This window comes from Sphingobacterium paramultivorum, from assembly GCF_014109745.1.
GTDB lineage: Bacteria > Bacteroidota > Bacteroidia > Sphingobacteriales > Sphingobacteriaceae > Sphingobacterium > Sphingobacterium paramultivorum.
In genome coordinates this window covers 3391716-3406721 of the sequence record NZ_CP058555.1, presented here as the reverse complement: position 1 = coordinate 3406721, position 15006 = coordinate 3391716, and the positions used below count along the sequence as shown (strand labels likewise).

General features: G+C 38.9%; 11 protein-coding genes. 8 read left to right on the top strand and 3 right to left on the bottom strand.

Annotated elements, in window-relative coordinates:
* Positions 1–11 precede the first annotated feature (11 nt).
* Entirely contained in the window at positions 12–1082 is a 1071-nt protein-coding gene (locus HS960_RS14460) for a thiol-activated cytolysin family protein (protein ID WP_153846591.1), read from the top strand.
* A 351-nt stretch (positions 1083–1433) separates the two neighbouring features.
* On the opposite strand, the gene HS960_RS14455 is transcribed toward HS960_RS14460, so the two are convergent.
* Positions 1434–2426 carry an ADP-ribosylglycohydrolase family protein gene (locus HS960_RS14455; RefSeq protein ID WP_153846592.1) on the bottom strand — a complete coding sequence of 331 codons (993 nt, stop codon included), beginning with the start codon at positions 2424–2426 and terminating at the stop codon, positions 1434–1436.
* Positions 2427–2604: 178 nt separating this feature from the next.
* Between HS960_RS14455 and HS960_RS14450 the strand changes: the two genes are divergently transcribed.
* Entirely contained in the window at positions 2605–3051 is a 447-nt protein-coding gene (locus HS960_RS14450; RefSeq protein WP_182329752.1) for a nuclear transport factor 2 family protein, read from the top strand.
* A gap of 122 nt (positions 3052–3173) precedes the next feature.
* On the opposite strand, the gene HS960_RS14445 is transcribed toward HS960_RS14450, so the two are convergent.
* The gene (locus HS960_RS14445; RefSeq protein WP_182329751.1) at positions 3174–4394 is read right to left on the bottom strand and encodes a hypothetical protein; all 1221 of its coding nucleotides are present in this window, start codon (positions 4392–4394) and stop codon (positions 3174–3176) included.
* 424 nt (positions 4395–4818) lie between these two features.
* On the opposite strand from HS960_RS14445, the gene HS960_RS14440 reads away from it, so the two are divergent.
* From HS960_RS14440 to HS960_RS14430, 3 genes are all read left to right on the top strand, one after another.
* Positions 4819–4983 (top strand): hypothetical protein, encoded by a 165-nt coding sequence (locus HS960_RS14440; RefSeq protein WP_156167661.1) that lies wholly within the window; start codon positions 4819–4821, stop codon positions 4981–4983.
* 345 nt (positions 4984–5328) lie between these two features.
* The gene (locus HS960_RS14435; protein ID WP_182329749.1) at positions 5329–6792 is read left to right on the top strand and encodes a tetratricopeptide repeat-containing sensor histidine kinase; all 1464 of its coding nucleotides are present in this window, start codon (positions 5329–5331) and stop codon (positions 6790–6792) included.
* A 14-nt stretch (positions 6793–6806) separates the two neighbouring features.
* Positions 6807–7472, top strand: a complete 666-nt coding sequence (locus HS960_RS14430) for a response regulator (RefSeq protein WP_182329747.1) — start codon at positions 6807–6809, stop codon at positions 7470–7472.
* Positions 7473–7724: 252 nt separating this feature from the next.
* Here the strand turns inward: HS960_RS14430 and HS960_RS14425 are convergent, their stop codons facing one another.
* Positions 7725–8213, bottom strand: coding sequence for a tetratricopeptide repeat protein (locus HS960_RS14425; RefSeq protein WP_182329745.1), 489 nt, complete (start codon positions 8211–8213; stop codon positions 7725–7727).
* A 214-nt stretch (positions 8214–8427) separates the two neighbouring features.
* Between HS960_RS14425 and HS960_RS14420 the strand changes: the two genes are divergently transcribed.
* From HS960_RS14420 to HS960_RS14410, 3 genes are read left to right on the top strand one after another with little or no spacing between them, the layout of a single operon-like run.
* Positions 8428–9186, top strand: coding sequence for a DUF805 domain-containing protein (locus tag HS960_RS14420; protein ID WP_182329743.1), 759 nt, complete (start codon positions 8428–8430; stop codon positions 9184–9186).
* 18 nt (positions 9187–9204) lie between these two features.
* A complete protein-coding gene (locus tag HS960_RS14415; RefSeq protein ID WP_182329741.1) occupies positions 9205–12213 on the top strand; it encodes a virulence factor SrfB in 3009 nt (1002 codons plus the stop codon).
* Positions 12214–12220: 7 nt separating this feature from the next.
* On the top strand, positions 12221–15004 hold the full coding sequence (locus tag HS960_RS14410; protein WP_182329739.1) for a virulence factor SrfC family protein: 2784 nt from the start codon (positions 12221–12223) through the stop codon (positions 15002–15004).
* Positions 15005–15006: the final 2 nt, after the last annotated feature.

The window sequence follows — 15006 nt, the reverse complement described above, 5'->3', positions numbered from 1 at the left end:
AATATATAATTATGAAACAGATTTTTAAATTAATTTATGCTGTACCTATTCTCCTTTATTCATGTAATAAGGAAGGAGTAAATCGTCTTGATACAGCTCATGTAACCCAAGAAGGGGTTGCCAAAAAAGACAAAGGTCAATGGGATAAAGTTTATACCATTAAAGATGGAAAAGAAATTGATATAACTCCTTCAGCAAATTCTAAACTTCGTGCTTCTGCAAATACTGCTAATGTCGAACAATTTTATGAGATAGCAACATTGGCCCCCAATTACATATTTTTAGGCTCAGTACTTAGTGCACAATCAATAAATAGCGGTTTGTATGAACCTGTAGGTTATACCAGTTTATTAAAGCCGAAGGTTACGGCTTCATTTTCACTGCCAGTACGGTCGAAGGAGATTTCTCCAACTCGCTCAGGTCTAAATAATGCTGTTATTGATGCTATTGGAGATAAAGATTTCAGCGGAAGACAATCACAGGTCTTTACATACAAAATGAAACAGATAGATTACTATAAAGAAGCTAAGCTTGCTTTTGGAGCTAATATAAATATCGCCTCTGTTTTTTCAATGAGTGCATCAGTCGCCAGCGGCAAAATTCTGCAAACCTCTGCGCTAGTCTGTGATTTTAGCCAGACTTATTTTAACGTATCAATGGATATACCAGATGACGGGAATATTTTTAAAGATGAGCCAACCAGACAGGGATTTTTAGCGAAGAATCCGGTGTATGTTAATTCAGTTAACTATGGGCGCAAAGGGATAATTCTAGTAGAATCATCAGTAAACTACAGTGAGTTATCTGTAGCTGTACGTGCGGCGTTTACAGCAGGTATAGTAAATGGTTCTGTATCCTTAGATGCGAATACAAAAAAGATTCTATCCGAAGCTCAGATCACGATCTGTATCATAGGAGGAAGTGGCCAAGATGCTGTCCGTACGGTTAAAGGGTTTGATGAATTTCAGAACTTCATTATAAATGGTGGAGTCTATACTACGGATGTGTATGGCGTTCCTATTTCTTTTGGCGGTGCATATGCGTCGACAAACGGAATGTTCCAGACAGAATTCGAACTGTAATAAAAATATATAAGTGTTTTAGAGCCACGTCGAGAGATGTGGCTTTTTTACGTCAAAAGGGCCTGATTCTCATCAGACCCTTTCTCTTAGCGTTTACTTGTACAGTAATTTTTATGTTTCCTATCGTTTCCTCTTTTTTGTTTCGTCATCCAATGTTTTTAAAGACAATTGGATTTTCACTGTACGACGCCAATTTTTATGTTGAACCTTTCTTTTGAAAGGCAGCTTGTAGCCGCTTTGTATAGTAAGAACAGCTGTCGATTTAAAATAGTTTTAAAAATAAATGTTTCGATTTTTTAAATTGACATTTTTGAAATAAGCTCTTACTTGTTAGACATTATTATCGAATTTCTAATCCAAATATCTCTTCGCTATTTTTTCTACTAGCAATTTGATATCATCATAGCGGGCGATGCTCAAAAGCCAATCTTCAGGTATACTTTCCAGCCCATAGTACAAACCAGCTAATCCGCCCGCAATCGCAGCCCCGGTGTCTGTATCTTCACCAAGGCTTACAATAGATAATACAGTGTCTTTATAGTTGTCTTTTTCCATAAAAACCCATAGGCTTGATTCTAGACTATCGATCACATAACCGCTGGACCTTAATTGATTATGTGTCTTAGATCGGATGTCATGCAAAATGGTGCTATTAAAATGAATTATTTCCGACTCAGGGAAATTGATGTCCGTCCAGAACTTTGAAACTTGATTCCGCATTTCAGCATAAGCCTGCTCCTTGGCCAAACCTAGCAAAATGAGTTCGGCTAATTTAAGATAGATAAAACATGCCATTGCAGCGCGTATGTGCTTATGCGTTAGGGCGGAAATTTCCCAAATTTTCTCGAATTGTTCCGACGGGCTAAGTCCTTTGATCTCAAATAAAAGGGGTAATATTCTCATTAACGAACCATTGCCGTTGTCTTGTTCTCTCGCCCTATATTTTAGCAAATGTAGCTCTCCGATTTGCCCGGATCCGATAATATCTTTAAGCTCACCGATCGATTTAGCCGTGGTGATACCGATATCAAAGACTTCTCCTCTTGCTGTCCACAGCTTACCTTCCTTCCAAGCTATAAATTTTTTGGAGATATCTACCAAATCATATCCACCTAACAGCGAGTCTGCAAGACACAAGGTTAAAGATGTATCATCTGACCAGGTACCCATAGGTTGATTATGGCTGCCAAATCCGATCATTTCGGTAGCTGGATTTTTTAGCATTTCTTCTTTCGACCTGAATTCAAATGGTACACCAAATGCATCACCAACCGCGATGCCAAACAATGCTCCATACATTTTATTTTTCGCTTGATTAGCAGCTGTATTAGACTGTATATTCATAAATAATTTGATCGTTGATTCATATCAATATAATAAAAAATATTCACCTCCCTATTCCCGCCATTCACCGAGTTTTCCCGATCGTTGGTCTAAAGCCAATAGGCTAGGGGCGTATTGTGTCGTAGTTTTGAGTCAACAAATAAGAACAGATAAACTAACACTATAAAATAAAGACATTATGAAAACGCTAGTAAAAACATTCACAGCAGCAGCTTTAATCGCAGTATCTACATTCGCTACGGCAGCTGAAGGACCTGGAGCAAAAGCAACAAAAGCTAACATTAACCTTTCCACAGCGGACTTCGCTTTAGAGCACTATGTTGCGGTAACTACGGAGGGAGAATCAGCAGGTGTAGAGCAGTTATTTGCAGCTGATTTTAATCAAAAGATCCAAGCATCCAATGCACAAAGCAACAGCCGCAGCGAAGTGGTTAAATCCCTGAAAAAACAAAAAGGCGAAAAGCTAAACTGTACAGTAAGCACAGATATCATCGCGGAGTCGGCAGACTATATGGTCGCTAAAGTAACTTTGAAATTTGAAAACTTCACCAAAACAGATTTAGTTACTTTGGAGCGTGTGGGCAATGACTGGAAAGTATCCAAATCGATCAATTCGTATAAGTAGTATCCAATAACTGGTGGTTTGCCAGCAATTAAAGACAAACCACTAGTGAATCATATGTTTATTTAAGGCCGCGCCGTAAGTCGCGGCTTTTTTGCGTTTGGAAATTTGGAATTAAATAACGGTTATTGTTTTTGCATAATTCCATATTTCTTGTTTTGATCGCTTTTGGCGTTTGCTCCTGCGTAGCTATCTAAAATCCGCATGGTGGCCGCCTTTAGGGAACGTCCGAATTCTGTGGGATGATAACCCGGTCCAGTAAAAAATTCCACCTCATGATTGATTTTTGAATACCATACTCTTCCTACATCCTTGGGACCTAGGGTATCTGGTCTCGTTATTTTCACAAATCCCTCGAGTTTGTTTTTATCCAAGCCTATCACTTGATAGGGCTGTGTCTTACTCTGACAATCTACCTCAATATATTTTTCTCCATTCCAGCACATGCACTCTTCAGGCGTCAGAAAATGTACGGTAGTCAATATTGCCAATACCAAAAGTGCTACACCAGAAAACCTCAATACAAGTTTGTTTTTTGTGAAAAATGATCGGGGATCATTTTGTTGACTCGCATTTCCTTTATTGTTGTTATCTAAAATTATCTCATCCGAATTAATTATATCACTTACAGGTCGAATTTCTTCTGTTTCTAAATTTTCACTGTTTTCATTTTTACTATCACTTGAACCAATAATGTCTTCGATTTGATCTTCCGATTTTGTTGGAATGATATCGGGTTTATATTCAAAAATACTCACGCTACAAGTTTCTTCAGGAAATAGAGATCCTTGCGGATGATCGGGTGGTATGTCAGAGGCTAGCTCATTTATATCATTGATGTCAACTCCTAAGTGGTCCGAACTTTTGTCGTAAACTAATTCATCTCCGTTGTCTTTGCTTGGACAGGTATAAGTATCATCGTTAATATCGGCATCATCGATTGGTGCTGCACCATCTGTTTGGACTTCGTTCCTATAATTAAAATCGTAGGGCCGCGGTTGAAAATTAATCAGCACAGCGAGAAATTTTACGACATCTCTGTCTGGGCTGCGTTTTGTATCTCCAATGATAAAATTTCTTAAAGCCCTGAATTTATCCGTATCGGAATCTTTAACTATTTCCCTGAGTGACTTACCAAGTTGCTTTTGTAATTTCTTTTCATCTTTTTCTCTGAAATAATCAGTAAATACAATTTCATCCGCTTCAGAGAGCCCTTTCTCGAAACATTGTATAGACCAATTCTTAAGATCTCCTGCTGAAGGCCATTCGCGGGAGAAACCAAGTTGTCTGTTTTTCTTTAAATCTAGGTAGCTGTCTCTTACAGCTTTTTGAAAATTCTCAAACATGATTCCAAAATTAATATTTATGCAGCATTGGAAAATACGGGAAACCGTAAGCTTAGCAACGCTAAAAATCATCTCGACCGTTTGGAAAAATTTGGAAGACCTTCCAGAGTTTTTGAAACATCATGAAACATCATGAAATGTTGTGAAGCATTGGAAGCGTTTGATAAAAAGGGTTTTAACGGCTATAACTTTGTTCTCGAAGTCAGATGATGGATCGATTAAAATATAAACTAAGATACTAATCTGATTTCACAATGAGAAGATCTCGCGGTAGTCTTTAGCCGGTTTGGGAAGCAGCTTCTGCCTCCCGCGATTGACACTCTTACTTCCCAAAAAATTCAGAAGGCCTTCTGAAAACATTTGTAGCAATCCCGTGCATGGGGCACGGGACCTACCAAGTTTTTGACTTTTAATTTTTTGAGTTATGTGGAGTTTAATATTATATTTTCTATTTGGAATCGGTCAACCGTCTAATTCACAGCCAAGCGCAGGAACACCAACAGTACAAACGGCAGATACTGATCAGCCTCCAACAGATCCTGGACCTGAAACAGGAACAGGGGGGGACAAAGGTACGGTACGTCCATAATTAATCCATACAAAAGAGGCGGTTTACCGCCTCTTTTTTTTAAAGAATAGATCAACTTTGTTTTCAAAAATACTTTTACTATTTTAGATTTAAATAATCATATAGTTGAGATACTTAAGCCTATATATTTCCTTACTTTTTATATTTCTTTCTTGTACGCGAATAGAGAGTGATAAGGATAATCAACTTAAAAATTCGCAAAAAGAAGGCGACTTATATTACAATAAAGCGAAAGCATTTGTAGATATAAGACAATCTGATAGTTCATACCTTTATTTCAATAAAGCAAGACAAATATATCTGGAAATTAATGATAGCTTGTCTGTAGCTAAATCGATCATAAATATGGCTATCACTCAAGGAGAAGAAGGAGACTATTTTGGATCGCAAGAAACCTCTCTACAAGCTTTAGATTATCTAGACAAAAAAAATATTAAACATCATTTTTATCTTAGTATAAATTATAACAATCTTGGAGCCGTTACCGATTACTTGAAGGATTATGATCAAGCGATTAGCTTTTACAAACAGGCTATCAATTTTTCGACAGATTCGGCAAACCGCAGAATATACGAAAATAACCTTGCCCTAAGCTATCAATATGCAAAACGTTATGATGATGCATTGGCAATTTTTGAACATATTTTTAAACAAGTTCAACCTAAAGACGCTGAATATCCTAGGATATTAACAAATCTGGCAAAAACAAGATGGTTAAAAAATCACGAATATCCTGCAAATATTGATTTTCTAAAAGCGATGAAAATTCGTGTGTCCAAAGGTGATTTATGGGGAGTAAATTCAAGTTATACACATCTCGCAGAATACTATGAACTTGTAAATAAAGATTCGGCTTTATTTTATGCCATTAAACGGTATTCAACTTCAAAAACCATAAATAGCCCTGGGGACCAAATCAACGCATTAAATAAATTAATTGAAATATCAGACCCTCATGATATCCGGTTGTATTTTTTAAAATTTAAGCAGCTTTCCGACAGCATCCAACAGGCCCGAGCCGCCGCCAAAAACCAGTTCGCCCTGATCCGGTATGAAGTCGAAAAAAATAAAGCCGATAACCTGCGGCTGGAAAAAGAAAATGTCGAAAAGCAGAACCGACTGGTCAGACAACGAGCCATTACCGGCGCAAGTATCTTTTTACTCCTATTAGCTGTTGGTGGAGGAACGCTTTGGTACAAACGGCGCAAGCAACGTCTTGAACTCGAAGCACAGAATCGGGTCAAAGAAACACAGCTTCATCTTTCCAAAAAGATTCACGATGTCGTGGCCAATGGCATCTATCGGGTAATGTCAGAAATTGAACATGGCGATGAAGTGGATCGTGATGGTGTGCTCGATAAACTGGAAAATATGTACCATCAGTCACGCGATATCTCCCACGATGTCGAACAGGAAACGATCACAGAGACACCTTATAACGAGCAACTGGCAAGCCTACTTAAATCCTTTGCCGCTGACCATCGGAAGGTATTAATCGCTGGTAATGATGCCGAACAGTGGGACGATATTAGCAAACGTATTAAGGATGAAGTGAAGCATGTGCTTCAGGAGCTAATGGTTAATATGAAGAAGCATAGTCAGGCCGAACAAGTCGTCGTACGTTTTGAAAAATCGGAGCAAAAACTCAATATATTCTATAAGGATAATGGTGTTGGAATTCCTGAAGAAAAATCGAATGGAAAAGGTTTAGCCAATACGGTTTCCCGTATTGAAAGCCTTGGTGGTAGAATTACCTTTGTCAATGAACCGGGAAAAGGGCTCAATATCACGACCGTTATCCCATTATAAAAAGACAATAATGTATGTTTAAGAAAGTACTCATTGCCGAAGACCACGAGATAGCCAACATTTCCGTGCAGAAAACCTTGCACGACCTCGGTATTCACAATACCAAATACGTTTATTATTGCGATCATGCACTGACCTGGATTAAAAATGCGATCCGCGATGGCGAACCATATGACCTACTCATTACGGATATCGAATTTGAAGATGATGATAGTCCGCAGGAGATAAAGGATGGCCTTTCACTGATCAAAGCTGTCAAGATTGTACAACCAGACATTAAGGTTATTGTCCTGACGGCCAAGGACCGCTCGTCCTTGATCAATGATATGTTCAAAAACAACGAGATCGATGGCCTGGTACGCAAAGCACGCCGCGATGGCCAACATCTGCGCGAGGCATTGCAAGCGGTTGATCAGAACCGAACGTACCAATCGCCCGACAGTAAAAAATTTATTCAGGAGCAGAACTCGCATGACTTTACGCAGTTTGACCTACATATCATTAAGCTCCTGTACGAAGGCGTGTCCCAAAAAGAAATGCCCGAATATCTCCAGCAGCGTGATATCCGCCCGTCGAGCCTGAGCAGTATCGAGAAACGGCTCAACCTCATGAAAGATGTACTTGGTTTTACCAAAAATGAACAGCTTGTTGCACACTGCAAGGAATTAGGTTTTATATAAATAATCTTTGCTATCGGATTACGGTTTTCCGTAAAGAATCTTGAGGGTATCGTGCTACTTTTGTGAAAGCAAGGTAAATAGCGAGGTAGGGTTACTTGCCGAAAATACGATATCTGATGCATTCAAGATATTTAGTGCCATATTTTAACCAATAAGATGATGAGAAAGGGCTATCCACTGATAGCCCTTATTTGTTTTTATGATCATTTGTAACAGCCGACTTATGAGAGATCCAGCTAAATGCGCGATCATTTAATCAGCCTGATTTGAAAAGGTATTGATTGAGTTTAGCGCATAGTAAGCGATTCCATTATCCGGATATTTTTCCAAAATTTCTTCATAAAGCACTTTTGCTTTTTCGGCTTGCCCAGTCTGCGAATAACAGAATGCAATATTACAGAGCGCCATTTCCCGATAGCTCATTTTTGAAGCGCTAAACATGGTAACTGCCCGATATTTATCTAACCATTCCTTTTTTGTAAAGAAATCGACACTCTGTTTAAAATATTCAATCGCACCGTTAAAATTATTTTGTTTGACTGCTTTCATTCCCTTTTTGTGGCTCTTTGGAATGAGCTGTTGCAATGCTGTTACTAAAATGAAAAAAAGAACTGAGGCGACCATCATGCCCTCAAGTTGGAATAAGAATAAGGAAGCTACCACCAGGACCATCCAGAAGACAATAAGGATTAAAACAGCTGGCCAGGACACTGACCTTACAATAGGAACATTTGCACTCATAGATTAATAAATTGCTGGTTTTTATTTTTCTAAAGGTATCTAAAATTTCCATAATTATATCGTTCGGACATTGTTGTACACGAAGTGTTCAAGTTCTCTTCAGTCCACTCTTATCTTAATTATCGCTTTACGGCTTCCCGTAAAATCATGCGAACTCTGTCAGCTACTTTTGTATTAACCATTACGAGTTAGCGATTATTAATTGGATGTTCAAATGAAAAGATATTTTTACATACTTGACGGTAAAAGGATCGGTCCGCTATCCTTTGAGGAAATTAAAGCCACCGATATTTCTGAAGAGACATTGGTTTGGTACGAGGGATTGGAAAATTGGCAACCTGCCGGTGAGCTGGAGGAATTTTTATATCTTTCCTTTCCGCCGGAAGAAACAAAACCTATTGTTGAAGACTCTTTAGATTCAATCGAAATCATTGAGCCATTAATCCAAGACGAACCTGTTTCCACGCAAGAAGCCATTTCCGAAAATGCTGTTATTGCAGTAGACAATGCACCCGCAGTTTATCAAAATAGTGTTGAGAGTAAACTGAAGGCGTATACCTCTTCCATGAATCAATATCATGGTATTGACGATCCATTCGCTAGTGCGCAACATCAATTGATTTATCCGAAGCAAGCTATGTTCTCAAATCCATTTGGTTTTAAAGGAAGAATCAGAAGGACTGAATACTGGCTGAGTTATATAATCGCCTATATCTATTTTTTGCTTCTTGCCGCAGTAACGGCTAGGATCGAGCGAGTATCGGGTGGGGGCGGTGCATTCTTTTTATTTATACTGCCTTTTTACTGGTTCCTCATTGCCCAAAATGCCAAGCGATGTCACGATCGTGGAAACTCCGGGTGGTTCCAGATTATTCCTTTTTACGGTCTTTGGATGGCATTTGGCGAAAGTGACAGATTCGTAAATGACTACGGACCCAATCCCAAAGGCGATAATTTCCAAACAAGATTTTAACAAAACCATATTAGATAGATGAAAAGGATTTCTTTGATTGCTAATTCGAGCATTCAATATTACAAGTATGAGGTAAATATTGATCTTGAGTTTGGCAAGGAAAATAGATTTTATTACCACCAACCATTCGATACCAATTTTTTCGATTTTATTCTCGATCCCTTATTTAAGGTTACGAAGGAAGGTACTGAGAATTATTATCGTTTACAGGAGCTGATCGATAAGGGATTTGTTATCAATAAGCGTCTCAAAGATGAAGCTGATTTGAGTACCTGTACAGGTATCGTTACTGAAGTCTACGAAGAAAGTAATCTGAAGCAGACACTTAAGCAGTACCAAAATAAATGGATTCCGTTGCCTTTTTTTAAGGAGAACGCCATTAATAGAGACTTGCTGTATCCTACAGATTGGGTCCGCGTGTTTTTTACTTGTGATGAAGAGTTTTCACTGGCAAAAATCGTCATTGCCGTAGATACGTCTTTAGCCAGAAGTGAAAATGATAAAACTGGTCCTCAGTTGAGCAATAATCCGGATGAGAATGTTTTCAGACTCCAGTCTGATGAAATCAATCTGAGTAATTTCTTATTTACGCAGGACAACTCTGTTGCATGGATTGACCGGTATTTGGCCGACTTATTTTACGATAGAAATGAAGAAGATAGGTACACACATCCGATAAAAAAATACATCGCCAAATATGTCCTTTTGATAAAGTGGCTGGCTGCTCAAACTGAGTCACCCGAAATTCAGCTCTTTACGGATAATATCAGAAAGAAAACAGTAGATCTCGTCATTGATATCGGCAATTCGGCTACCTGTGCGCTATTGTTTGAGAATAAAGACGACGATAGCTTTGACTTTGATAGCGTTAAGAAACTTATCATTCAAGACTATACCAATCCGCATCTGGAATACAATAACTCATTTCCGATGAACATGATGTTTAGCGAATCTAGTTTTGGAAATATTGATAAAGATAATTACCACAACAATAAATTTATTGTTCCCAGTTTGACCCGTATTGGTTTTGAAGCAGAAAAATTGATCCATTCAGCAAGTACAAATCTAGATCTTGGTTACGAACTAAAGACTTACAACTCGAGCCCGAAACGCTATTTATGGGATGATCAGATAAGTGACCGCGAATGGGAGTTTCAACCTCTTAAGACTAATCGGGTAAAGAAAGTGTATCTGAATGGCATATCAGAGCAACTGAGCCTAGACGGTAGCTTAAAGAGTTCGCGAGAGGTATTTGGTGCAAAATCGATGTTTTCAAGGGCTTCTCTAATGAAGTTTGTTTTTCTGGAAGTATTGATGCATGCGCACGTGCAGATCAATTCTTTTAAGTTTAGGGAGGAACACGGCGAGATGACCATGCCAAGGACAATCAAAAGGATTACGATATCATGCCCTACTGGTATGATCCAGCATGAGCAGATCGCCCTAAGACAAGCGGCGGCAGAGGCGTGTGAATTACTGGATGGATACCAACGATTCTACTTTGATCAGGATGAAAATACAAACTGGTTTAAAAAGCCGGAGATTATTCCATCTATTCAGGATATATCCAAGACCCTCAGCCAGCTGGAAGATAAAAAAGATTGGATGTATGATGAGGCAACATGTAGCCAGCTGGTGTTTGTTTACAGCCTCTTTTCGAAAAAACTGCGGAGCAACAATTATGTGATTGACCATTTTTTATTCAATAATAAGAATACGTTAAAGATTGCTTCCATTGATATCGGCGCGGGAACAACTGATATTATCATCAATCAATATCAGCTTAAGACCTCAAATAAGATTCAGGAATTGATTCCCCAACCGCTATTTTGGGATAGCTTTAAATTGGCAGGAGATGATCTGATGAAGGAGTTGATCCAAAAGCTGATTATTCGCAGTACCCTAAAAACGGATGATTCGGCCATTGAAGGATTAGAAAATTATGGGAGATCAAAGGGAATTATAGACATCCAAAGTCGGATCAACGGATTTTTTGGGGAGAACTCCAATAATATGGGCTATCTCGCAAAGATGATGCGCAAATCATTTGTCCATCAGGTAGCACAGCCTATTGTACTTAAGTACCTACAACAGGCCAATCAGCAAGAATCTTTGGAAATGTCTTTCGAAGAAATCATAGGGCACAAATTTGAAAATAGTGCACTTGTCAACTATTTTGAGCGGATAATAGGATTTAATTTTTTGGAAATCCGATGGACAATATCGGCTAAGGTCGTCAATGAGATCGTTTCTAGTGTATTTGAGGGATTGGTTCGTCAAATGTGTCTGGTGATTAACCAGTTTGAGTGTGATTTTGTGGTCCTGTCCGGAAAGCCTGCATCCCTGCTTAGCTATGAGGAACTGTTCAAAAAATTTCTGTTTGTTTCGCCGACCAATGTGATCAATCTCAATAATTATTGGATCGGAAAATGGTATCCGTTTGCAGACAATTTGGGGAATGTTGAAGATCCCAAGACGATTGTTGCCGTGGGGGCAATTATCGCTTTGATGGCAGCCAAATTGAAGAAGATACAGGACTTCAATTTAAATACAACGGAGCTGATCAAAAACCTGAGTTCAACAGCCGATCATATTATTTCCAAAGTGGAGAATAGAAAAGAAGTCATTTTGACTCCACAAAAACATGAACAGACTTTTCTGCTTAAATCACTTCCTTTTGAGTTTGGCTATGCGAAATATCTATCGCGAAACTACACCTATTCAGGTCTCTATAGATTAAGTATTGATCACAGGCAGATTGAAGAGGTTATCAAGAACCGTTTTGTCGGTCGCGATGAGTCATTTTATGAAGAACAGGTCGATAAAGAGCGGGGTGAAATATTACGACATCTACCGTTGAAGGTGACCATCGCCCGAGATTGGGATGAAAGTAAGGAAATATTGAAGATCGAACATATCGAAGATAATGAAGGGAATGAGAAGCCGGGGCGTTTCTTCCAGCTCCATTATCAGACCTTGGATAGTGTTCAGGGATATTGGTTAGATACTTGTGAATTCGTTTTATAGAAAAGAAATGTCGAATAATTATTCTGAATTAGAAATCAAGCTTATCGAGGAATTTATTTCCGGTAAGATCGATCTTATACAGGGATCGATTCAATGGGCTGACAAAAATCTAAAGTATGAAGAACGTAATAAAGCGCTACTCAGCTTGAAGAACAGCTTGAATACCATAAAAAAGGTTCAGGGCAATATCGGTAATAAACCGGTCATCGCTGTCTTTGGGGCAAGTCAGGTGGGAAAATCCTATCTGATCAAAAACCTGTTGAGCGATACAAACAGGCCCTTTGAGATTGAAAATGACGGTAAACAATATGATTTCCTAAAGCAAATAAATCCGCCGGGAACTGGTGCCGAAAGTACGGGCTTGGTCACTCGATTTACGATTGATCAAGATCCCTCGTTCCCAGATTTTCCAATAAAGGTGAACTTGCTGGCAGCAAAAGATATACTATTGGTGTTGCTTGATGCTTTTTTTCTGGATCTCAAGAAAATTACTTCCTTTCCTTCAAAAGGGGATTTTGAAGCACATCTTAAAAAGCTGGAGCTTGAGGAAAAAGGAACTCAGCAGGATTTTTTAACCGAATTCGATGTGCTTGAGATTAAGGAGTACTTTGAAAAAAATCTTTCACAGCATACCATCTTGTTTGAAGGTCTTTATGAAACAAGGTTCTTCGAACGTATAGGTCGCATTATCCATCATTATGAGGCTACAGATTGGTCGCGCATATTTGATATCCTCTGGAATAAGGAAATTCTATTGACAGATCTTTTTATCAACTTGATCAATAAGCTGAAATTGGTACAGTTTGCACGCCATGGGTATATCAAGTTTGAAAATGTCCTGCGCGAGGGGGGAGCCATTCTTGATGTCAAACGCTTGGGCGAACTCAGTGCCGATTCTGGAAAGGGCAGCACAATTTTCAAGTTGACGAATGGTGCTGAGGTTCAGATTGAGGTCCCTGCATTGTCAGCGCTGATTGCCGAACTTGTTTTTTCGATTCCCGAAAGACTTGTCGAATCCAAAGAGTTTTTAAAATACAATGATTTATTGGACTTTCCGGGAGCCCGTAGCCGTTTGGCATTGGATCAATCGGATATCTCGACAAAGAATATTGATGCCATGTTATTGCGGGGTAAGGTCTCTTATCTTTTTAATAAATACTCTCTTGATTTTAATATCAATAATCTCTTGTTCTGTACCAATGACAAGCAGCTGGAAGTCAACGAAATTTCATCGCTGTTATACAACTGGATCGAGAACAATGTAGGCGGGAGTGTCGAAGAACGATCAAAATCACTTCAAGAAGCAAGCTTGCCGCCATTGTTTGTCATCTTTACCTTTTTCAATAATCAGATCAAGTTTGACACCACAAACGACGGTGAATACCTGGAATCTGCTGAAAAATTAAACTACAAATGGCACACGCGTTTTGAGCGTTTCTTTGAACAGGAGATCGTTACGCAGTCGCGTAACTGGCACACAAAATGGACAAGCCAAGAAAATCTGTTCAAGAATTTCTATCTGTTGCGCGATTACAAGTATTCAAACGATACGTTTGTCGGATTTGAACAGGAAGGGGAAGAGCTCGCAGTCCATCCCGAAAGGGAGAATTTTTTGAAAGTCATGAAGCAGTCCTTTACACGCTATGGTTTTGTCCAAAATCATTTCCAGGATGCTGAAAGAACATGGCAACACGTTGCTACCATCAATCATGATGGGTCTGCGTTGATTATTGAATCCCTGGCGAAGGTATCGGGGAATAAAACCAAGATCAATCATAACCTTCAAAAGTTAAACACAATCCTGACCAAGATACAGCGGGACCTCGAACGTTTTATTCATAAGGATGATGTCACTGTGATGCGCGAAACGCAGATGCGTCAGGTAAATCAGTTTCAGTTGGCATTTAACAGTGCCTTAGTAAAAGATCTTGGCTTGTTTAACGCCTTTATAGACTGTCTTTCGATTAACCCTAATGATATTTTTCAGTTGCTGAATGAACATATGGTGGTTGATACAAGTCGTCGCATATTGGATGAAACCACACAGGAGTCCATTCTATTGGTTCAATATCCGGAGCTAAAACAGGCGAAGTCGAAAGCAGAAATGCTGACCATTCTGCAAAAGCATCTTTGGCTTTCATCGCATGAAGCTGTTGAAGACTTTTTAAAAGACAGTGGTATCGAAATCGCTGAATTATTTCAGCAGGAAGAGACCAATTCATCAAAATCTGAGTATTACGTTCAATTGATTATCGAATCTTGGTTAACGAAGATCAACACCTTGGATCAGTACAGGGATTTCATCGCATATGGACTGAATAGAAACAGTTTGATTTTCGTTGTGAGCTACTTTAAGGAACTGCTTAAAAAGCGAAATGTCGCCAGCAAAATGGTCAGATTGTTAAATGATATCATTTCTGAGATAGATGTTAACCATGGTTATGAAATATTTTTGACCGAAACCTTCTCCCTGGTGATCAATGAACTGATTTTTAATTTTGACGTGAGCTACTTTACGGAAGAAGAGAAAGAGGAAGCCAGAAACATCTTGGTAGCTAATCCCAATCGATTTTTTGAACGAAAACTTGATACATCCGCCAGCGCAATATCTGCTTTATTCGACGCCGAAAATATTGATGTACGCGCAATAGCACTACAGAAGTACAACAAATGGATTGAATATTTACGCCTTTCACTCCTTGTCAATGCAGGATATATCGATTACGATGAGCAGGCCAATCAGGAATTAAAATTATTGGTCGAACAGTATTCACCTTTTCAACTGGTTTAAAA